Source organism: Bacillus sp. AR4-2, assembly GCF_008274865.1.
In the GTDB taxonomy this organism is placed as follows: Bacteria; Bacillota; Bacilli; order Bacillales; family Bacillaceae_G; genus Bacillus_A; species Bacillus_A cereus.
The window spans coordinates 688,756-710,062 of sequence record NZ_CP031062.1 but is presented as its reverse complement, the minus strand read 5'-3'; the positions used below and the strand labels follow the sequence as shown (position 1 = coordinate 710,062).

Sequence of the window (21,307 nt, the reverse complement as noted above, 5' to 3'; positions counted from 1 at the left end):
TTTGCTTCCGCTGAATTTTGAGGTGGGGGTCTTACTGCCCGTTAATGCAGGATAAACGAATTACTTTTCTACTATTATAGTGTTTTTCTTTATAAATACACCTTTTGTAAATCCACTAACTACAAACATCACAATTATATTAATTAACAATGCGACTATACCTACATTCAAATCTTTTATATACTGCGGGAAACTCGGAAACATCGTGGCTATAGTTGAACCAGATAAGGTAATATATGCGACCACTAATAGCCCAACTCCCATTCCTGCAATCGCCCCTTGCTTCGTAATAATTTGACGTGGAAACAAGCTACATACAAGTGCAGGGAAAAGTTGCGTAACGATACTGTATCCCATTAATAGAAGTGCTCCTATTGTTTCTCCTCCCTTAAATGTAAATAAAACTGCCACGAGCGTTACTACAGGCACAAATAATTTTGCCATCTTAGCAACTTGTCTATCTGAAGCAGACGGGACTATCGTTCGGTAAATATTTTTTGCTAACAGTGTAGAAGCCGCCATAACAAGCATAGACCCTGGAACCAATGCCGTTAATACTCCCGCACTACCAATAATTCCAATAAACCAAGGATCAAAAGTTTGTAAAGCAAGACGGAATAACGAAAGATCTACATCCGCTCCCTTTAACCCAGGAACTTGCAATATAGCAGCAAATCCTGCAAAAAATACGAAAAGTAAAACTAAAGAATACAATGGCATAATTGCTGCATTTTTACGAAATACTTTTTCATTTTTTGCAGAAAAAGCAGAAGCAAATGTATGAGGCCACATATAAAAACCGAGGGCCGTTAATATAATAGTAGAAACAAACCAAGAAATACTCATTCCTTCTTCAGGTAAAGATAAAAATCCCGGTTTCGCTGCCTCTACAGCCTCAAACATCGGCTGAAATCCTCCATAATAATGATACGGCAAATATATACCTAAAAACATAACGATAAACAGTATCATAATATCCTTCAAAGCAGCCGTCCAAGCCGAACCATGTATACCTGAAACCATTACATATATAGTTATAACAATAGCACCGATCCATACTGCAACAACAGGTGACACCCTTCCGTAAGAAGCTTCTGAAACGATAATTCCCAGTCCTTTTAACTGTAAAACAAGATATGGGATGATGGAAACAACACCAACAATCGAAACAATAAGTCCAAGCGCTTTACTTCTATATTTCTTCGCAAAAAAATCCGACTGTGAAACAAGGTTATGCTCTTTCGCATACTTCCAAATGGGTGGCAATAAAAAATACGATAAAAGATAAGCTAAAGCACCATATCCCAAAATATAAAAGGTAGGTGCTCCTTTACTATACGCCCAGCCGCTTCCCCCTAAAAATGTAAACGTCGTATAAATTTCACCTGCCATAAGGAGAAAAACAAAAATAGTGCCAAATCCTCTTCCTCCAACTGACCATTGTTCTAAATTCATATCTTTTCCATGTTGTGCCCGAATCCCTAAAAATAGTGCGAGAAACAAAAATAAAATAATGATAAGTAATGCAGTCATTTTACATCCTCCTTATTAGCAGGATCAAACACGTACACAAGCCCCATACAAAAAGATGTAATAAACACTGATAATAATACCCAAAATAATAAAAATGGCATCCCTAATACGTAAGGAGTAACTGAATTCGCAAATATTGGCCCAACTACTAAACAAAGAACTGGGATAAGCGCTAGAATGTGTATTTTCTTCATCTCATTCTCCTTTACTTATAAAGTTCATAATGGCTGATACAAAGACTTCCACTCCAATCGGTAATGCATCTTCGTCAATCGTAAAACGAGGGTGATGGTGAGGATATATAATACCTTTCTCTTTATTTCCCGCTCCGATAAAAAAGAATGTCCCCGGTGCCTTTTGTAAAAACGCTGAAAAATCTTCTCCAGCCATCGTCGGCTGTAAACGAACAACTCTATCCCTTCCATAAAGTTGTAATGCCGTTTGTTCAATAAGCTCTGTAGCTTCATAATCATTTACAACTGGTCGATATCCATATTCATATGAAAATGTATATTTCGCTCCGTAAGATTCCGTAATATGCTTCACAATCCGCTCAATCTTCTTCTCTGTTTCAACTCGTAATTCATGTCTTAAACTTCTTACTGTCCCTTCAATCTCGGCTTGCTCTGGTATTACATTATGAGTTGTCCCCGCATGAAATTGCGTAACAGATATTACGAGAGAATCTAATGGATTCGTGAGGCGAGATACAATTTGCTGAAGTTGCGAAACGACTTGTGTTCCGATTGCAATACTATCCACCGTTTCATGAGGGATTCCAGCATGTCCACCTTTTCCCTCTATCTTAATTTTAAAAACATCCGGTGCAGCCATTGCAGGACCATAAATAACACCTATTTTCCCAACCTCTAACGACGCCCAAAGGTGAGCACCAATAATATAATCCACACCTTCCATTACACCTGCAGCAACCATCTCCTCTGCACCACCAGGAAAATTCTCTTCAGCATGTTGGAATAGAAAACGAATCTCCCCTTTAATCTTCTCTCTTTCTTCTACCAACTTATGTACAACCCCAAGTAATATCGCTATATGTCCATCATGACCACATGCATGCATTACACCTTTATATGTAGAAATAAAATCAAACTCATTTTCTTCATGAATAGGAAGAGCATCCATATCGGCTCGAATCGCAACTGTTTTGCCCGGATGTTTACCTACTAACTTTGCCATCACACTATATTTAGTCGGCCGTGACACTTCTAAATATGGGAATTTCCGAAGTATATCGAACACAAACTGCGATGTTTTCTCTTCTTGAAAAGATAACTCTGGATACTTATGAAAATGCCTTCTCCACTCAACTAACTGATTTTTTGACAAAACAAGTTCCTTTGCAACATCCATTTCTCTTCTCCCCTTCTTCACCAAGTTAAATGTTATTATAACGTGAATCGTTAACTTTTAAAAGAATCTTCTGAATTTTCAGTGTTGATAAACCAAAAAGAAAAAGCCATCCCAAAGATGACTTTTTCATTATTATAAAATAGTAATTGCTTGTTTTCCCATTTGCTCCCAAGCTTTCTCAAATTCTGCTCGCGGAACAGCCAAACGTGGATTATTTTTAAGAGGATCATTTACATATACAAAGTTTTGATCATATCCAATTACTACTGCACTATGCTCATAATATGTAATTTTCACTTCGCCTGAACTCGTATTCCATGTTTCAAAACTACTTTCAGCTAGCGGCTTAAACGTCGTATTAATAATGACCCATACCGGAGAGCCAGAACTAATTACTTTATATATATCTTGCATGTCTCTACCTGTTAAATTAATTACTTTTTCAGGAACATATTTTTCTGCTAAATCAAAGATTGGTTTATTGTATACACCATACCCAGGCTCTGCCTTTGTATAAATATTTCCCACAAATCCCTCGTAAGGATTTCCACGCAAACCATTTTGTTCAAATGGAACACGATGAATTTCGCTAGCAAGTTGCATCTTATCTACTTGTACACCTTTATATTGCAGCAACATAGCTAAACTTGTCACTTCACACCCTCTAGGTAATTCTGGTAATTGTTTAATAAACGGAACATCTTCAATCATAGCTGCTTCTTTCATTTCAGATAGAAACTCTAAGCGTAGAACTTGCGCCTTTTGCATGATTTTATCTTTTCCTATAAAAAATGCAGCAGCAAGTATAATCCCAAAAACAAAAAGATATTTTAACTTTTTCATTATAAACAAAACTCCATTAATTATTATTTTACAGATACACCTCTTATCATTGTACCCTTCTTCTTACTAGTTTGCTAGAAAGATCATGTGAATTATCGATCATAGAATTAATTATAAAAAATTCTAATTATTTTTAATAAAAAGAAAAATAAATATACATTTACAGAATATTTTGCTAAAATCAAAATTGTTAACATAGTGAAGATATCACCATGTTAACAAACATTCTTAGAGTATTTAGTCATAGTTCGTTTTTTTACATACTCCATTCATTTCATAGCAAATAAACCGAGTGTGTGTTGCATCCCCCACTAATGATTAAAAACTCAGAATAAAACGAAGTTCACACATTCAAGAAAATACGGGGTGAGGGGCATATGAATCAACAAATTGAACAAACAGATTTAAAACGAACAATGAAAAGTAGACACCTATTTATGATTGCACTCGGCGGTGTTATCGGAACCGGGTTATTTATGGGATCTGGTCAAATTGTCCATAATGCCGGACCTGGTGGTGCTATTCTTGCATTTTTAGTCGGTGGATTTGTTATGTATTTAACGATGTTATGTCTTGGTGAATTATCCGTCGCTATGCCAGAAGCAGGTTCATTCCAAAGTTATGCAAGCAAATTCATTTCACCTGGTTTTGGATTTGTTGTCGGTTGGATGTATTGGTTAAATTGGGCTGTTACAGTTGGCGTAGAGTTAACAACTGTAAGTATTTTAATGAAACGCTGGTTTCCAGACGTTTCTTCCTGGATTTGGTGCGTTACATTTGCAGCAGCACTCTTCCTCGTAAACGCTTTATCAGCAAAAGCATATGCAGAAGCAGAGTTTTGGTTCGCAAGTGTAAAAGTCGCAACAATTGTTATTTTCATCGTACTTGGCGGCGCTGTTATGTTCGGTCTACTAGACTTTAATGGAAAGCCAGCTCCAATGCTTCATAATTTCACTGAAAATGGCGGGCTATTTCCAAATGGTGCATTAGCTGTTCTTCTTACGATGATTACAGTAAATTACTCCTTCCAAGGAACAGAATTAATCGGAATCGCTTCAGGCGAAAGTGAAAATCCTGAAAAAACAATTCCAAAAGCAATTAAAAACACAATTTGGCGAACTCTCTTCTTCTTCGTCTTAGCGATATCAGTTGTTGTAGGTTTACTCCCATGGCAAGAGGCTAATCTAGTCGAAAGTCCCTTTGTACTTGTATTTGATGTAGCCGGCGTCCCATATGCAGCAGACATTATGAACTTTGTTATTATTACAGCTGTATTATCCGTTGCTAACTCTGGTCTATACGCAAATTCTCGTATGCTGTGGGCGATGGCAAAACAAGGAATGGCAAGTCCAGCATTTACGAAATTAACTAAAAAAGGTGTACCGCTAAACGCATTAATTTTCAGCCTAATTTTCGCTAGCCTGTCCTTACTAACAAGTGTATTTGCGGCAGATACTGTCTTTCTAGTTTTAACATCTATTGCAGCAATGGCTGCCGTTGTCGTTTGGATGTCAATCGCCGCTTCACAGTTTTTCTTCCGTAGAAATTTCGTGAAAAACGGTGGCAACATAAATGATTTAAAATATCGTACACCGCTCTATCCACTAGTTCCAATCGTAGCGTTTTCGCTCAATTTCATTACATTTGTTAGTTTGGCTTTCATTCCAGATCAAAGAATTGCTCTTTATTGCGGCATTCCATTTATGATTATTTGTTACATTTTATACCAAGTTAAATATAAAAAATTTGTCACACTTGAACAGCCACGAACTGTCACACAAGAAATAAACTAAATATACAAAATATTCAGCTATCTTTCTTATAATAAGATAGCTTTTTTCTATTTCTTGGATATCCTGGTATAACTTTATTTATCTTAAAATTTTCACAATCACGTTTTTCTCTGGAAAATAGTTTACAATGTAATCAAGTTACAAATGATATTCACCTTAAAAAGTGTGCATTTGTGTCTATTTTTTAACAATATATCAAAAACTATTGCCTTCTATAAATTAATAGGTTTATATTGTTTTATTGGCATAGTTTCAATCCAAGGAGAAAGGAGATTTTCAATCGTGCAACTAAAGAAAGCGTTTTGGAAGTTGGCTTCACTTCTTCCGTTATCATTACTTCTGTTCCTCGGTGGCTGTGATAAAAAACTCGCAGTATTAAATCCGCAAGGACCTGTTGCAAAAGCACAGTATGATTTAATTGTTTGGTCATTCTTGCTTATGTCATTAATTATCGCAATTGTATTCATTCTGTTTACAGTCATCTTGATTCGTTATCGTGAAAAACCAGAGAATATGGACTATGAGCCACCTGAACAACACGGTAACACATTACTAGAAATTATTTGGACGCTTGTTCCTGTTATTATCGTTATCGCATTATCGATTCCAACAGTAAAAGCAACTTATGCTTCGGAAGAGGTTCCGAAAGAGTCCAAACATATTAAACCAGTTGAAATTTATGTTACATCTGCAAACTGGAAATGGTTATTCAGTTACCCAGAGGAAAAAATTGAAACCGTTAACTATTTAAACATCCCAGCTGGTGTACCAATTCAATTCAAACTGACTTCTGTCGGCCCAATGAATGCTTTCTGGGTACCAGAACTTGGTGGTATGAAGTACACAATGGATGGCATGATTATGGATCTTTATTTACAAGCTGATAAGCCAGGTTCTTACCTAGGTCGTAGTGCGAACTTCTCTGGTGAAGGATTCACTCACATGGAGTTCGAAGTTGAAGCGAAAACTAAAGAGAAATATGACAAGTGGGTTAAAGAAGTACAAGAAACTGCTCCTAAACTAACAGAAGCTAAGTACAACGAAATTGTTAAACCTGGTGTAGTTGGTCGTATGACATTCTCTAGTCACCACTTAAGTTATGTAGATCCAAAATCACTTGAATATTGTGATTACAACTACTACAAAAACAAAAAATAATAGCTATTATTCCAACAGATTGGAGTGAACACAGTGAAGCTTGATGAATTCTTTGTCACAGGTGATCCGATTATTTACGGTGCAGACGCTTCTATCGTTCTTGTGACATTAGCAATCATTTTCGTACTAACAAAGTATAAAAAATGGAAATGGCTTTGGGACGAATGGTTAACAACTGTTGACCATAAAAAAATCGGAGCTATGTATATTATTTCTGCGGTTATCATGTTATTCCGTGGTGGTATGGATGGTTTAATGATCCGTGCACAGTTAACATTCCCAGAAACAACTTATTTAAACGCTGAACACTATAACGGAATCTTTACAACGCATGGTACAGTAATGATTCTTTTCATGGCAATGCCATTCGTTATGGGATTAATGAACCTTGTAGTACCATTACAAATTGGTGCTCGTGACGTTGCATATCCGTTCTTAAATGCTTTAAGTTTCTGGTTATTCTTTGTCGGAGCAATGTTATTCAACATCGCTTTCGTAATCGGTGGTTCTCCAGACGCTGGGTGGACTTCTTACTTCCCAATGGCAGGTACAGAGTTTACTTCAGGCGTAGGAAATAACTACTACGCAATTGCATTACAGATTTCAGGTCTCGGTACGCTAATGACCGGTATTAACTTCCTTGTTACTATCTTAAAAATGCGTACACCTGGTATGACTTTAATGAGAATGCCAATGTTTACTTGGTCAATCTTAATTACAACAATTATCATTATTTTTGCTTTCCCAGTATTAACAGTTGCTCTTGCATTAATGACATTTGACCGTCTATTCGATGCTCACTTCTTTACGATGGCGAGCGGCGGTATGCCGATGTTATGGGCCAACCTGTTCTGGGTATGGGGTCACCCTGAAGTATATATCGTTATTTTACCGGCATTCGGTATTTTCTCTGAAATCATTAGTACATTCTCACGTAAACGTTTATTCGGTTACAGTGCGATGGTATACTCAATGGTTGCAATTTCTTTACTAAGTTTCGTCGTATGGCTTCACCACTTCTTCACGATGGGTGCAGGTCCAGCGGTTAACTCATTCTTCTCGATTTCGACAATGGCGATTTCGATTCCAACCGGGGTTAAGATCTTTAACTGGTTGTTTACACTGTATAAAGGACGTATTCGTTTTACGGTTCCAATGCTTTGGTCATTGGCATTTATTCCAAACTTCGTAGTCGGTGGGGTTACAGGGGTTATGCTTGGAATGGCAGCAGCTGATTATCAATACCATAACAGCTACTTCCTAATCGCTCACTTCCACTACGTATTAATCGCAGGTACAGTATTCGCTATGCTTGCTGGATTCACATTCTGGTATCCAAAAATGACTGGTCATATGTTAAATGAGCGCCTAGGTAAATGGACATTCTGGATCTTTATGAGCGGATTCAACATCTGTTTCTTCCCAATGTACTTCTTAGGTTTAGACGGTATGACTCGTCGTATGTACACTTACTCTGAAAGTCTTGGATGGGGATGGCTAAACCAAATCGCATCTGTTGGTGCGGTAATGATGGGTATCGGCTTCCTACTTCTTTGCTACAACGTAATTTGGAGTGCACGTCACGGTGAACGTGACACAACTGGAGATCCATGGGATGGTCGTACACTTGAATGGGCAACTCACTCTCCTGTACAACATTACAACTTCGCGAAGCTTCCTGAAATTAAAGAAGCTGATGCTTTCTGGTACATGAAAAAACGCGGAGAAACAGTTACACCAGCAGCAGAAGATATTAAACCAATTCACATGCCAAGTAACTCTGGTGTGCCTATTATTGCGTCTGGATTCTTCGGTCTTGCAGGTTTCGCATTAGTATTTAGCTGGTTCTGGCTTGCAGCAATCGGTGGTATTGGTATTTTAGCTTGCTTAATCTATCGTTCATTCGATTATGATGAAGGCTACTATATCAGTGTTGATGAAATTAAAAAAACAGAACATATAGCATGAGAGGTGAAATGACATGGCGGCTTTAGATAAAAGCTTACCTTTGGAATATCAATCCGAACAAAGCAGATTGAATATCCTAGGATTCTGGATTTTTCTTGGGGCTGAAATTATGCTGTTCGCAACACTTTTCGCCTCTTATCTAGTCCTTGCTGGTCGTACGGCAGATGGCCCAACACCAGCGCAATTGTTTGAACTTAAAACGCTTTTAATTCAAACATTACTACTTTTAACAAGTAGTTTTACATGCGGTATCGTAATTCATGAAATGCGTAAGCATAACCAAAAAGCGATGCTTGGATGGTTCGTCCTTACATTACTTTTAGGTGCAGGTTTCCTATTCTTCGAGATCGAAGAGTTCATTATGTACATTGGTGAAGGCGCAACAATTCAAACAAGTGCTTTCTTATCTGGATTCTTCGTTCTTCTTGGAACGCACGGAGCTCACGTAACAGGCGGTATCATTTGGGCAACTTGTGTTATTATCCAAATTTTAAAACGAGGTTTAACACCAGTTACAGCTCGTAAAGTATTCATTATCAGCTTATACTGGCATTTCCTTGATCTTGTTTGGGTCTTTATTTACACACTAGTTTACTTGAACGGGATGGTGGCGTAAATGGCTCAAAACAACAATCAAGCAAACGGGCATGCGCATAGCGGATTCCCTTGGTCACACGTTTTCGGATTTATTTTATCGCTTGCATTAACGTTTCTAGCGTTATACGTGGCACTTTACACAACATTGCCACTTTCAACAGTCTTAACAACTATTATCATAATGGCTGTTGCGCAAGCATTGTTACAATTAATTATGTTCATGCATTTAAAAGAAGGAGAAGGAAGAGTTCAAATTCTTACAATGATATACAGTTTCTTCGTTGCAACTGCAACAGTTGGTTTAACTGTATGGATCTTCTTCTCAATGTAATGTACATGAAAAAGACTGCTGAGATTCCTCAGCAGTCTTTTTTTATCCCCTCTATTACATCCACATTACGGAATTAACAGCATAATCATGAAAAATATACTTATTATGACAAATGTTAAGAAAAATCTTTCTTTATGAAATCGAATCCATATGCGTTGCTTTTCTACCTATTATATGGCTAAATAGGTACTATATTTATTTGAAGGGAGAGAACGCAATGGAACATCATACTTCTGTTCTATCACTTATGGTTGTCGTTGCAATCGCGTTTTTCGTTCCCCTTTTGTTACAACGCTTTAAATTAAAAGCACTTCCTGTGGTCGTTGCAGAAATTATTGCAGGAATCTTTGTAGGTAAAAGTGGGTTTAATATTATTGAGCCAGATATATGGCTTCAAGTTTTATCAACATTAGGATTTATCTTCCTCATGTTCTTAAGCGGTTTAGAAATTGATTTTTCTATCTTTAAACAAAAAGGGAAAAAAAATACGACAAACGAACCAAATACATTTCAGGCAGCAAGCATTATCTTCTTATTTATTTTCATCTTATCTTATGCCCTATCATTACTATTCGTATGGCTAGGATTCGTAGATAATGCAATGTTCATGACTTTAATTATTTCAACTATTTCTTTAGGTGTTGTTGTACCAACATTAAAAGAGAATAACTTAGGAAAAACAGCAATTGGGCAAATCATTTTATTAGTCGCTGTTATTGCGGATTTAGTTACAATGATTTTACTCGCTGTATTCGTCGGATTAAATTCCGAAAGCGGCCAAAGCATGTGGCTTCTTCTTCTTCTATTCGGCGCTGGTATTGTTATTTACTTCGTTGCAAAACGTTTTAAAAACATTCCATACTTAGATAGTTTAAAAGCTGGTAGTGTACAAATCGATACACGAGCTGTTTTTGCACTCATTTTAATCTTAGTTGGGTTATCGGAATCTGTTGGAGCAGAAAATATTTTAGGCGCCTTCTTAGCAGGTGTACTTGTATCGTTATTATCACCAAATGAAGATATGGTGGAAAAACTTGATTCTATCGGCTACGGTTTCTTCATCCCTATTTTCTTCGTAATGGTTGGTGTAAATCTAGAGGTGTGGTCTATTTTCAAAGAACCTTCTAGCATGCTAATGATCCCAATCTTAATTGTAGGACTCTTTATTTCAAAACTCTTACCATCACTCGTCTTAAGAAAATGGTATCCACGTAATATCGTACTTGGAAGTGCAATTTTATTAACATCGACACTTTCTTTAGTTATTGCGGCTGCACAAATTGGTGAAAAACTGGAGATCATCAGTCCAAGTTTATCTGCCTCTCTTATTTTAAGCGCAGTTATTACTTGTATTTTTGCACCTATATTGTTTAAAAAAATGTTCCCAAAAGTAGAAACACCAAAACCAAAAGTAGCTATTATTGGCGCGAGCAGAATTACCCTTCCGTTATCACTAGATTTAAAACGAGAAGATTATGACGTAACGCTATATATGATGCGTCAAAACAAAATAAATGATGAAGAAGCGAAATCGCACGACTTCCCTATCGTGAAATTGGATGACATCACAATCGCATCATTAACTGAACAAACAGCATTTGATGCAGATCGCGTCGTTGTTGCAACAAGTGATGATGAACAAAACTTATTATTGGCAGAACATGCAAAAGAGCTAGGTGTTGAACATGTTATTGCAAGTGTAGAAGATCCACTTCTACAAGAAAAAGCAACGCAAGAACATATCGCTGTATTCTCAACAATTAACTCTACACGTATTTTATTACGTGCGCTTATTGATAAACCTAGTCTCGTTCGCTTAATTACAACAGCAAACGAAACAGTCCGTGAAGTTGAACTACGGAGCAATAAATATAACGGCGTTGCACTTCGTCGCCTTCCGTTTTTAGGTGATGTACTAGTCATTCAAATTTATCGTGGAAATAAAGCATTAATCCCACATGGGGATACAAGACTACAACACGGTGATACATTACTTGTAACAGGCTCGAAAGAACATATCGATACACTAAAAAACATATTAGAATAAAAAAATGCCCCTCACATAATTGAGGGGCATTTTTTTCCATTTCATATGGTAAAATGTTACTATCACATATTATGGGGATGGATTACATTATGTCTATTATAACTTTAGCTCTCTTATTATTAGCCGAAATACTCGTTGCCATTATTCTCATCGGTATTAGTATTGAGATTTGTAGTTACGGATGGAAAAAATCGAATGGAATAAAATATTCTTGTCTTCTACTTTCACTCCTTCTCGGAACTGCTAGCATACTCGGACTTCTCGCCGCACCTGCCTATTTCTTTATACAATTAACAGAAAAAGCGTTATAAGAAAGGATGTTAATATGATTACCGTGAAAAATATTGAGGGATCTGAAACTTACGTATTACGTCAAAAAATTTTACGCCCCAATCAAACATTAGCAGATTGTAAATACCCTTCCGATTATGAAACAGACACCTTCCACTTAGGCGCATTTATAAACGATGAACTAATTAGTATCGCTTCCTTCTCAAAAGAAATATATCCCGACTTACCAACGGGTATTCATTATCGTCTACGAGGAATGGCAACATTACCTGCATTTCGAAACAACCGTGCTGGAAGCTCCTTAATTCAGCAGGCGGAACAAATCTTGCAAGAACGCCAAGCAAATATATTATGGTGTAATGGCCGAATTACTGTAGCTGACTATTACAAGCACTTAGGCTTCCAGGAATATGGTGAAATCTTTGAAATTGAACCGATTGGCCTTCATAAAGTACTATATAAAAGAATATGAGAAAAGCTTTCCTCAATATGGGAAAGCCTTTCTTATATTTCAATCTTCTCTTTTTATTTTTTTCATATATATGTATATAAACAAACTTGGAACTAAAAAACAAGCAAACATAATAAGTCCTGTCATACTAATTTCCTTTATCGAAATATCTGGTGTTACAACGATACAAATAGCTAAAATCCCAATAATAATACCTACCGGAATGAATAATAGCTTCATAAAATAACGACGCGACACCCCGCCCGTATGCTCATACACTTCCACTGAATTTTTCAGATTTAAAAAGTTAATAATTATTATCCCGCCCATAAATACCATTAATAAATCCGAAACACTTTCATATCCTGCCCCTTGCAAGACATAGCGGTAAAAGACGATAGCTAGTATGACGATATTTTGTAAGATGAAAGCTAATCTAATATGTTTTAACCCTTCAATCATTAAACGTTCATCTTTCACGATTTTCATCCTACCACTCCTTTTCCTCCCAAAACAAATCATTCAACGTTTTATCTACTGCATAACAAATTTTTAAACATAAATCTAAAGATGGATTGTATTTCCCCTTCTCAATTAAACTAATCGTTTGCCTTGTAACGCCTACTTTTTCTGCTAATTGTTGCTGTGTTAAATCTAACTGAACACGCGCGACTTTTATTTTACTTACAGCCATTCATGTTCCTCCTCCACCTCTATTGTAACATATATATTCCATTAAGTAATTTATATTTTACGAAATCAATTAAGTTTTCACCTTATCCCAATTGGTGCTGGCTAATACACAGTGAGGATATCCCCTACTGCATATAGTTTCACTTTATTATACACAAAAAGGGAGCCTCCCATAAGAAGGCCCTCTCCTATATTTATATTATAAGAATAAATGACACCCAAATAAGAATGCAAATAAGTATAGTAATGGATGTACTTCCATCCCTTTACCCTTCACAATTTTCAAGACTGGATATACTAAAAATCCAATTGCGATTCCATTTGCAATACTAGATGTTAACGGAATACCTATAAAAATTAAAAATGCTGGTAACGCATCTTCAAATTCATTCCAATTAATATCTCGAATGCTTTGTGCCATTAAACTACCTACTATAATTAATGAAGGAGCTGTAATAGCGGCTACACTTGATAAAGAAGCAATAACAGGACTAAAAAATGCCGTTATAATTGTTAGACCAACAACTACAATCCCTGTTAATCCAGTTTTACCACCTGCAGCAATACCTGCTGACGATTCAATCGTCGCTGCTGTTGGGCTTGTTCCAAAGATAGAACCTGTAGTCCCGCCAATTGCATCTGCAATAAACGCTTTACCAAAACGCTTCTCTGTATTGTCTGTAATTAAACCTGCTTGTTTAATTAAACCAAGTAATGCACCTGTTGTATCGAATAAAAGTACAAGTAAAAATGAAAATACAACGCCGTATAATCCGTATTCAATTACATCTGAAAAGGCATTGATTGGGTTTGAAACGATGATACCCTCTGGTAAATGAGGCATCGCCACAATTTTATCAGCAAACTTCAATTGCCCTGTAAAGAAGGCAATAATTCCTGTCACAATCATACTAATAAATAATGCACCGCTCACACGCAATGTCATTAATACCGCCGCTAATATTAAACCAATTAAAGTTAAAATAACAGCTGGAGAATGAAAATCACCAATCGTAACTAAATTAGACGGATGATCCACGATAATTCCAGAAAGGCGCAATCCAATAAAAGCAATAAATAGTCCAATTCCACCTGCAATTGCATGCTTTAAACTATCAGGAATTGCTAAAATTAACTTTTGTCTAAACGAAGTAAAAGATAATAAAAGAAAAATAATCCCCGTTACAAATACAGCTGAAAAGGCAACTACATATGTAATCCCTTCTGCCTTCTGTACAACAGAATAAGCAAAATATGCATTCATTCCCATAGCTGGAGCAATAACAATCGGATAATTCGCGAAAATCGCCATACCTACTGTTCCAACAACGGTTGCAATAATTGTTGCTGTAAACGCTTGGTCAAATGGTACACCTGCATCAGATAATATTTTTGGATTGATGACAAGAATATACGCAAATGTAAAAAAAGTTGTGATGCCAGCTAAAAACTCTTGCTTCACAGAAGTGTTATATTTTTGTAATTGAAACATGCTTATGTACCCTTCCTACACCTGAATTATTATCACACATTCTTTTTCTTACTAGTATGTGAGAAAATATAATACTTAATCTTAACAATCAATAAAAAGAAGAGTCAATATATTCCCTAATAGTTCGAATTTTAAGTTTAAGTCTGACAAGTACAGATGTAGTACAGTTCATTATGATTATTTTTGTAGCATAACAGATAGAAATGTTTTATAATTTGAAATAGTTAAATATTTAGTAAACGCATTCAAATATCGTTCACTCTACAAGGGGGATTCTTCTTATGCAGCACACAAACAAATCTGGAACTTTAAATCGTGGTTTAAAAGAACGACATATTACTTTAATGTCACTGGGCTCAGCTATTGGCGTTGGACTATTTTTAGGATCCGCTTCCGCCATTAAACTAGCAGGTCCTTCTATTTTGCTAGGCTATATGATTGCCGGTCTCGTTATTTTTTTCATTATGCGAGCGCTTGGGGAAATGGCAATTGAACAACCTGTTGCTGGTTCTTTTAGTAAATATGCATATGATTATATTGGACCACTCGCTGGTTATATTACTGGCTGGAATTACTGGTTCTTATGGGTTGTTACTTGTATGGCTGAAATTACAGCAGCTGGTATTTACATGCAGTACTGGTTCCCAGATATCCCGCGCTGGATTTGGGCATTACTTGCTCTATTATTAATGAGCGCTTTTAACTTCTTATCGGTAAAAGTATTTGGAGAACTTGAGTTTTGGTTTGCTCTCATTAAAATTGTCACAATTATCTGTATGATAGTAGTCGGAGCTGGTATTATTTTATTCGGATTCGGAAACGGTGGTATCGCTACTGGTATTTCAAATCTTTGGTCACATGGTGGCTGGTTCCCAAATGGATTTTCTGGGTTACTACTCTCCATGCAGATGGTACTATTCGCTTATTTAGGCGTTGAATTAATCGGTGTTACAGCTGGTGAGGCTCAAAATCCGAAGAAAACACTCGCAAAGGCAATCGATAACGTATTTTGGAGAATTCTACTCTTTTACGTTGGGGCATTATTCGTTATGATGGCAATTTATCCATGGAACGAACTTGGTGAGAAAGGCAGTCCATTCGTATTAACATTCCAACAAATTGGTATCGCAAAAGCAGCAGGTATTATTAACTTTGTCGTATTAACAGCAGCTCTTTCTTCTTGTAACGGTGGTTTATTTAGTACAGGCCGTATGCTATATACATTAGCTCAGCAGAAAAAAGCTCCTGAAAGATTTGGTCGTTTAAATAAAAATGGCATTCCAAGCCAAGGAATTGTAGCAACTGCTATCGTTTTACTAATTGGTGTTATATTAAACTATCTCGTACCTGCAAAGGTATTTACATGGCTTACTAGCATTTCAACTTTCGGTGCAATTTGGACTTGGGGAATTATATTAGTCGCTCAAATTAAATTCCGTAAAAGCTTGCCTACTCAAAATAAACAAAAGTTATCGTATAAAATGCCTTTATACCCATTAAGCTCATATTTCTCACTCGTTTTCCTTGTATTAGTATTAGGTATAATGGCGTATTCAGAAGATACACGAATTGCATTGATTGTCGGCCCAATTTGGCTTATCGGCTTAGCAATCGTATATTACATGAAAGGGTTTCATAAGATTGATGAAACACCTAACTCAAAAATTAGTTAAGCAAAACATCCCTTCCTTATTACTTGGAAGGGATGTTTTTATATCTATATAAATATTTCTCAACAAAATTCACGGTATTTTTACAATTTTTTAATATTTTTTATGTTTTCCGTCTTTATTTTTACAGAAAAATAAATTACATTATTAAAGCACATATATTTATTATTAGGGGGATTCTTCTATGAAGAATAAAAAATGGATTACATTTTCTTTAGCAACAGCAATTACACTAAGTATAGGGACCTCGTTCATACCGTCTACTTATGCCGAAAGCTCTGTAGACCCAGCTCCTGAAATTGCTGCAAAAGTTGTAAATCAAAACAATGGGAAGAAAGTATTATTCGATAATACACACGGTCAAACTGCTGGGACAGCTGACTGGGTTATTGACGGCGGCTTTTCTGACTTCGGAAACGGCATTGCAAAAAACGGATATCACGTAAAGGAACTTCGTAAATCAACACCTATTACGTACGAAGACTTAAAAGATTACAATGTATTTATCGTTCCAGAAGCTAATATTCCTTACAAAAAATCTGAGCAGGACGCTATGTTACAATATGTAAAAAATGGTGGTAGTATCTTCTTTATTGCTGATCATTACAATGCAGATCGTAATAAAAATCGCTGGGACTCTTCTGAAGTATTTAATGGATATAGACGCGGTGCTTGGGATAATCCAGCAAAAGGAATGTCTAATGAAGAAGCAAATTCACAAGCTATGCAAGGAGTAGAAAGCTCTGATTGGCTCTCTGACAACTTCGGTATTCGCTTCCGCTACAATGCACTTGGTGATGTTTCAGCGAAAACAATTGTATCGCCTGAACAATCTTTCGGAATTACAAAAGGTGTTTCGTCTGTAGCAATGCATGCTGGTTCTACTCTAGCAATTACAAACCCAAAACTAGCAAAAGGACTTGTTTACCTTCCAGAAAATCCATCAAAATGGAATAACGCTGTTGATAGTGGCGTTTATAATGGCGGTGGTATTGCAGAAGGCCCATATGCTGCTATCGCAAAAGTAGGACTTGGAAAAGCTGCCTTTATTGGTGACTCTTCTCCTGTTGAAGATGCTACGCCAAAATACGTTCGTGAAGATTCTGGTCAAACAAAGAAAACTTACGATGGTTATAAAGAAGAAAACGATGCGATTTTATTAGAAAACATCGTAAATTGGTTATCAAATAAAGAGACATTTACAAGTTTAGATCAAGTAAATGGTTTACAACTTGATTCACCTACAGCTCTACAAACATTTGAACAGCCAAACTTATCAACAGAACCACAACCTGAACCTTGGAGTGCACCAAATGCAGGTTATCAATGGTTTAATACAAATACTTTTAAACCAGGTTCATACGGTTATAACGGTGCGGTAACAACAAGCGACTACGTCGTTACACACCCTAGCATTCTACCAAACAATGAAATTTTCCAAATGAAGATTCAAGTAAATAACTTACTACCTAATACAACGTATAACAACTATTCTTTAGGTATCTTCACTACTGGTGGAACACAAGTGGCTAAAGTACAAAATGCAAACGGCACTTGGCCATCTACTTTCGGATATAGTAGTGCATTTTCTTTCACAACAAACAGCTTAGGCTCTGCTGAGAAAGTTGTAAATGTACAGATTGATTCAAATACAACTGGACAAGCAACGCTTCGTCTACGCCAAAATACAACAACGAAATATAATGAAACTGTAACGATTAATAAGAAATAATAAAAAAGGCAATCCATACATGGATTGCCTTCTTCTCACTTCTCTTCCTTCGAGAAAAACATTCTTGAAATAACGATACCTATACTACCGACGATTAGGAATAACACTGCCCTAATCATCATCGATACCTCTGGTAAGTCAAGTAAGAATAACTTCCCTACCGTTACGACTAAAACGACTAAACCAGCATATAATATTTCATTCATATTTCTATTTCTTCCAAACCAAACCGCAAATAATGCATATACCATCCATAATAACGATACTGATACACTAATTACGCTTCCATCTGTAGATAAAACTTCACCGATTCTCGTAATTGTAATAAATACAATTATCATAAACCAATAGAGCACTATAGAATACATATATTTGCCGAAGCTCGCTAATACTTCTTTCGCTTCTCTCATGCAATAATAGAACGTTCCTATTAAAATAAGATGAGCAACAAAGCCTGCCGAAATAAATTGATCAAACGGGCTAAAAATAGTCTGTATCATTCCAATTGCGTAAACCGTCGCACTAACATACAATTTTATCTGTTGTTTTACTTTAATAGAAGTGACCATGCCAAGGAAACCTTGTAATAATAGTACAATCGCTGCATTCACTAAACTATACTCGTATAAAATCGCTAAACTAAATGCTCCCATTGCGAAACCAAATAAGAGATTTGTAAATGTAGAATGTCTATTCTTCCTATACTCAAGCACAAACATAGCAGCGTGCACAATTGCACTAATAATCAATCCCCATGTTGTAAAATCAGGTATTTTGGCAATAGCTAGTATAAAGAAAACTGCATTCGCACTAAATATCGCCAAACGTGGTTCTGGTATAAAACTTCTCTCCGTAAACATATGCCAAAATAATAGTAAATGAATCAAACCATATACAATCGTTAACTGTATTTGCAAGTTCTCTACTAACATTGACATAACAGCAAAGAAAACGAAAAGGACAATGGCAGCAACAGCGTAAGAAATCATATATAAGTATTTATAACGATTTTTCAACGCATACCATAATAAACTAAGTGTTAATACTGTCTCATATCCAAAGAAAATATAAGGATTAGGAGTCGTACTATTTAACAAGAATGGTACGAAGAACGCACCGACCGCTACGAAAATAGTGAGATATTCCGATTGATATCTTTTCGCTAAATAAATACCTAAAATAACCCATGCAATATTACAGAGAAACGCGACACTTGCCGGAATAAATCCATATAAATAATGTGCTGCAAACGTCGTTAGAACAATCCCGGTAATACTTCCTCCAGCTAATACTAATCCTAACGCTTGCCGCTCTCTTTTAATTTGAATATCTCCTATATAATACAACCCGATAGATAATGCGATACCAAACACAATTCGTATCGCTGGTGTTAATAAACCAGCATCTACCCCTGCTTTAAATAACCAGATCACTCCAAGCAACATAATACCGACAAATACACGCGGTAACCACGTCTGACAAAACTTAATAATATTAAATGGCTCTGGTTTAAAAGCCGATATATCTACTTGTTTTAACTCAGGTTCTTGCAAAGGCTCTTTTATCTTAACTATTTCTTCTTTTGGCTTTTCCTCCATTACCGTTTCAATATATTCTTTCTTGTTCTTACTAACATGTTGCTGAGCGTTTTCTACTTCTATTTCCCTTTGCTTTACTTTTAATTCAGCAAGTGCTTCTTGAATTGTTTCAATTGCCGTTTCGAGTGCTTCTATTTTCTTATCCAAATCCTTCTTCATACGCTCCCCCCTTATTCGTCACTCTCATTAAACCTATATATTACCAATTATCTTTATCATACTCTTAGTCTATTCATTTTCAATAGTATTTTTCCAAAAAAAAGAAAGGTGTCTTCCCAAAATAGGAAAACACCTTTTTACTCATTTATTCTTATTTAGAAAAATGCTAACGATAAAACCAAGACACATGCCTACAATAGCTGGAACAATCCAGCCAACACCTTCTGTATAAAACGGGATGTATTTTAATGCTGACGTCCACTGATTCATCATTACATTTTTATTTAAAATGTCAATTGCACTAAATAACGCTACAACCAAAACAGTTACTGCATATACGTATGCATACTTTCCAATATACTGATGGAATAACCCTAGAATAATAAGCGTTAACGCAATTGGATAAATAAATCCAAGAATTGGTACTGATACTTTTAAAATTTGCGTTAACCCTAAATTAGCTAAAATCATACTAACAACGCTTACTATAAATGCCCACAATTTATAAGATACTTTCGGAAATGCACTCGCAAAAAATTGACTACAAGACGTAACAAGTCCAATTGAAACACATAAACACGCGATAGTAAAAATAAGACCTAATAAAACGACTCCGCCCTGTCCAAATAATGTAATCATAACTTGTGCTAACACTTTCGCACCGTTATCAAATGTTCCTAATGAGCCACTAATTGCCCCCACATATCCAAGGATGACATAAATAATCGATAATAATAGTCCTGCCCCAATTCCAGCAATACTCATATATTTCGCTAAACCTTTATCATCTTCAATACCCTTTGCACGTAATGCATTTGCAATAACAATTCCAAAGATTAAAGCAGCTAACGCATCCATTGTTAAATATCCATCTAAAAACCCTTGAAACATAGGAGCTTGGCCATAGTTCCCTATTGGTTCTTTCATATCTCCTACTGTTGTAAACATACTCTTTATAAAAATGAGTGCAATCATACATAATAATAATGGCGTCAAGACTTTTCCAAACAACCCCATTAGTTTAGATGGTGATAAACTTAACCAGTAAACAATACTAAAGAAAATAACTGTGTAAAACAATAATAATCCGTTTCCTGCTTCAGGGAATAACTGACCTGGCCCCATTTCAAAGGCTAAACTTCCCGCACGTGGTATACCAAGCCCAGGTCCAATAAATACATACACGATACATGGAAAAATAATTGCAAATGAAGAATGAACCCTACCCGCTAACGTTTGAAAACTTCCTGCTTTTGCAATAGAGATAACACCTAATATAGGAAGACCTGTTGCTGATATAATAAACCCTACTAATGAAATCCAAACATGTTCTCCTGCTTCATACCCAAGGAAAGGTGGAAATATCAGATTCCCTGCTCCAAAGAACATAGAGAATAACATAAGGCTAATAAGTAAAATTTCTTTTTTCTGTAACAATTTCATTTCTTTCTCCTTCTTTAATCTCATCTTTTATGAAATCAATTTCATATATAAAAAAGTACAATAACCCGCTTCCTTGCAAAGAAAACATAGTCCATAGTCTATCACAAAAGAAACACCCATTCTATAGCTATTCCTCT

19 protein-coding genes are annotated in these 21,307 nt (G+C 36.1%); 10 read left to right on the top strand and 9 right to left on the bottom strand.

Translation table 11 applies throughout. The features are described 5' to 3' along the window. Positions 1-60: 60 nt before the first annotated feature. The 4 genes from DN399_RS03620 to DN399_RS03605 all read right to left on the bottom strand — a co-directional run bounded on the left by DN399_RS03620 (position 61) and on the right by DN399_RS03605 (position 3,747). A complete protein-coding gene (locus DN399_RS03620; protein WP_000125937.1) occupies positions 61-1,533 on the bottom strand; it encodes a sodium:solute symporter family protein in 1,473 nt (490 codons plus the stop codon). After that, the gene (locus DN399_RS03615) at positions 1,530-1,727 is read right to left on the bottom strand and encodes a DUF3311 domain-containing protein (protein ID WP_000719833.1); all 198 of its coding nucleotides are present in this window, start codon (positions 1,725-1,727) and stop codon (positions 1,530-1,532) included. Before DN399_RS03615 ends, DN399_RS03620 begins: the two co-directional genes overlap by 4 nt. A gap of 1 nt (position 1,728) precedes the next feature. Next, on the bottom strand, positions 1,729-2,904 hold the full coding sequence (locus DN399_RS03610) for an amidohydrolase (RefSeq protein ID WP_016121912.1): 1,176 nt from the start codon (positions 2,902-2,904) through the stop codon (positions 1,729-1,731). Between the two features lie 132 nt (positions 2,905-3,036). Further along, positions 3,037-3,747 carry a C39 family peptidase gene (locus tag DN399_RS03605; RefSeq protein WP_000734488.1) on the bottom strand — a complete coding sequence of 237 codons (711 nt, stop codon included), beginning with the start codon at positions 3,745-3,747 and terminating at the stop codon, positions 3,037-3,039. Between the two features lie 377 nt (positions 3,748-4,124). Between DN399_RS03605 and DN399_RS03600 the strand changes: the two genes are divergently transcribed. From DN399_RS03600 to DN399_RS03565, 8 genes are all read left to right on the top strand, one after another. Continuing rightward, entirely contained in the window at positions 4,125-5,540 is a 1,416-nt protein-coding gene (locus tag DN399_RS03600) for an amino acid permease (RefSeq protein WP_001075756.1), read from the top strand. Between the two features lie 282 nt (positions 5,541-5,822). Further along, the gene (locus tag DN399_RS03595; protein ID WP_001176165.1) at positions 5,823-6,698 is read left to right on the top strand and encodes a cytochrome aa3 quinol oxidase subunit II; all 876 of its coding nucleotides are present in this window, start codon (positions 5,823-5,825) and stop codon (positions 6,696-6,698) included. Positions 6,699-6,731: 33 nt separating this feature from the next. Continuing rightward, complete coding sequence (qoxB, locus tag DN399_RS03590; protein ID WP_000762366.1) at positions 6,732-8,666, top strand: cytochrome aa3 quinol oxidase subunit I; 1,935 nt, start codon at positions 6,732-6,734, stop codon at positions 8,664-8,666. Positions 8,667-8,679: 13 nt separating this feature from the next. Beyond that, a complete protein-coding gene (gene qoxC / locus DN399_RS03585; RefSeq protein WP_000729318.1) occupies positions 8,680-9,282 on the top strand; it encodes a cytochrome aa3 quinol oxidase subunit III in 603 nt (200 codons plus the stop codon). After that, a complete protein-coding gene (gene qoxD, locus DN399_RS03580) occupies positions 9,283-9,594 on the top strand; it encodes a cytochrome aa3 quinol oxidase subunit IV (protein WP_000068425.1) in 312 nt (103 codons plus the stop codon). A 217-nt stretch (positions 9,595-9,811) separates the two neighbouring features. Then, positions 9,812-11,641, top strand: coding sequence for a monovalent cation:proton antiporter family protein (locus DN399_RS03575; protein ID WP_000399965.1), 1,830 nt, complete (start codon positions 9,812-9,814; stop codon positions 11,639-11,641). 53 nt (positions 11,642-11,694) lie between these two features. Further along, positions 11,695-11,952 (top strand): DUF4022 family protein, encoded by a 258-nt coding sequence (locus tag DN399_RS03570; RefSeq protein ID WP_050571800.1) that lies wholly within the window; start codon positions 11,695-11,697, stop codon positions 11,950-11,952. 14 nt (positions 11,953-11,966) lie between these two features. After that, positions 11,967-12,404, top strand: a complete 438-nt coding sequence (locus DN399_RS03565) for a GNAT family N-acetyltransferase (RefSeq protein ID WP_016121909.1) — start codon at positions 11,967-11,969, stop codon at positions 12,402-12,404. Between the two features lie 39 nt (positions 12,405-12,443). On the opposite strand, the gene DN399_RS03560 is transcribed toward DN399_RS03565, so the two are convergent. From DN399_RS03560 to DN399_RS03550, 3 genes are all read right to left on the bottom strand, one after another. Continuing rightward, entirely contained in the window at positions 12,444-12,872 is a 429-nt protein-coding gene (locus tag DN399_RS03560) for a hypothetical protein (protein ID WP_000706629.1), read from the bottom strand. Position 12,873: 1 nt separating this feature from the next. After that, positions 12,874-13,077: a helix-turn-helix transcriptional regulator gene (locus tag DN399_RS03555; RefSeq protein ID WP_000301183.1), complete on the bottom strand. Its 204-nt coding sequence runs from the start codon at positions 13,075-13,077 to the stop codon at positions 12,874-12,876. Positions 13,078-13,275: 198 nt separating this feature from the next. After that, positions 13,276-14,568: an NCS2 family permease gene (locus tag DN399_RS03550; protein WP_000487191.1), complete on the bottom strand. Its 1,293-nt coding sequence runs from the start codon at positions 14,566-14,568 to the stop codon at positions 13,276-13,278. 281 nt (positions 14,569-14,849) lie between these two features. Here DN399_RS03550 and DN399_RS03545 point away from each other — a divergent pair, with 281 nt between their 5' ends. Together DN399_RS03545 and DN399_RS03540 are read left to right on the top strand one after the other, a co-directional pair. Continuing rightward, a complete protein-coding gene (locus DN399_RS03545) occupies positions 14,850-16,241 on the top strand; it encodes an amino acid permease (protein WP_006919303.1) in 1,392 nt (463 codons plus the stop codon). A gap of 181 nt (positions 16,242-16,422) precedes the next feature. Further along, entirely contained in the window at positions 16,423-17,970 is a 1,548-nt protein-coding gene (locus DN399_RS03540; protein ID WP_000791506.1) for a DNA-binding protein, read from the top strand. A 35-nt stretch (positions 17,971-18,005) separates the two neighbouring features. Here DN399_RS03540 and DN399_RS03535 read toward each other — a convergent pair whose 3' ends face one another. Together DN399_RS03535 and brnQ1 are read right to left on the bottom strand one after the other, a co-directional pair. Further along, on the bottom strand, positions 18,006-19,727 hold the full coding sequence (locus DN399_RS03535; RefSeq protein WP_149149325.1) for a DUF2339 domain-containing protein: 1,722 nt from the start codon (positions 19,725-19,727) through the stop codon (positions 18,006-18,008). Between the two features lie 141 nt (positions 19,728-19,868). Further along, positions 19,869-21,170 (bottom strand): branched-chain amino acid transport system II carrier protein BrnQ1, encoded by a 1,302-nt coding sequence (gene brnQ1, locus DN399_RS03530; protein WP_000771692.1) that lies wholly within the window; start codon positions 21,168-21,170, stop codon positions 19,869-19,871. Between the last annotated feature and the right edge of the window lie 137 nt (positions 21,171-21,307).

Coding starts and splice junctions, on each gene's coding strand:
- qoxC (WP_000729318.1), top strand. CDS start 8,680: ATGGCGGCTTTAGATAAAAGCTTACCTTTGGAATATCAATCCGAACAA.
- DN399_RS03560 (WP_000706629.1), bottom strand. CDS start 12,872: ATGAAAATCGTGAAAGATGAACGTTTAATGATTGAAGGGTTAAAACAT.
- DN399_RS03615 (WP_000719833.1), bottom strand. CDS start 1,727: ATGAAGAAAATACACATTCTAGCGCTTATCCCAGTTCTTTGTTTAGTA.
- DN399_RS03540 (WP_000791506.1), top strand. CDS start 16,423: ATGAAGAATAAAAAATGGATTACATTTTCTTTAGCAACAGCAATTACA.
- DN399_RS03610 (WP_016121912.1), bottom strand. CDS start 2,904: ATGGATGTTGCAAAGGAACTTGTTTTGTCAAAAAATCAGTTAGTTGAG.
- DN399_RS03545 (WP_006919303.1), top strand. CDS start 14,850: ATGCAGCACACAAACAAATCTGGAACTTTAAATCGTGGTTTAAAAGAA.
- DN399_RS03620 (WP_000125937.1), bottom strand. CDS start 1,533: ATGACTGCATTACTTATCATTATTTTATTTTTGTTTCTCGCACTATTT.
- DN399_RS03575 (WP_000399965.1), top strand. CDS start 9,812: ATGGAACATCATACTTCTGTTCTATCACTTATGGTTGTCGTTGCAATC.
- DN399_RS03555 (WP_000301183.1), bottom strand. CDS start 13,077: ATGGCTGTAAGTAAAATAAAAGTCGCGCGTGTTCAGTTAGATTTAACA.
- DN399_RS03605 (WP_000734488.1), bottom strand. CDS start 3,747: ATGAAAAAGTTAAAATATCTTTTTGTTTTTGGGATTATACTTGCTGCT.
- DN399_RS03600 (WP_001075756.1), top strand. CDS start 4,125: ATGAATCAACAAATTGAACAAACAGATTTAAAACGAACAATGAAAAGT.
- brnQ1 (WP_000771692.1), bottom strand. CDS start 21,170: ATGAAATTGTTACAGAAAAAAGAAATTTTACTTATTAGCCTTATGTTA.
- qoxD (WP_000068425.1), top strand. CDS start 9,283: ATGGCTCAAAACAACAATCAAGCAAACGGGCATGCGCATAGCGGATTC.
- DN399_RS03535 (WP_149149325.1), bottom strand. CDS start 19,727: ATGAAGAAGGATTTGGATAAGAAAATAGAAGCACTCGAAACGGCAATT.
- DN399_RS03565 (WP_016121909.1), top strand. CDS start 11,967: ATGATTACCGTGAAAAATATTGAGGGATCTGAAACTTACGTATTACGT.
- DN399_RS03570 (WP_050571800.1), top strand. CDS start 11,695: ATGTTACTATCACATATTATGGGGATGGATTACATTATGTCTATTATA.
- DN399_RS03550 (WP_000487191.1), bottom strand. CDS start 14,568: ATGTTTCAATTACAAAAATATAACACTTCTGTGAAGCAAGAGTTTTTA.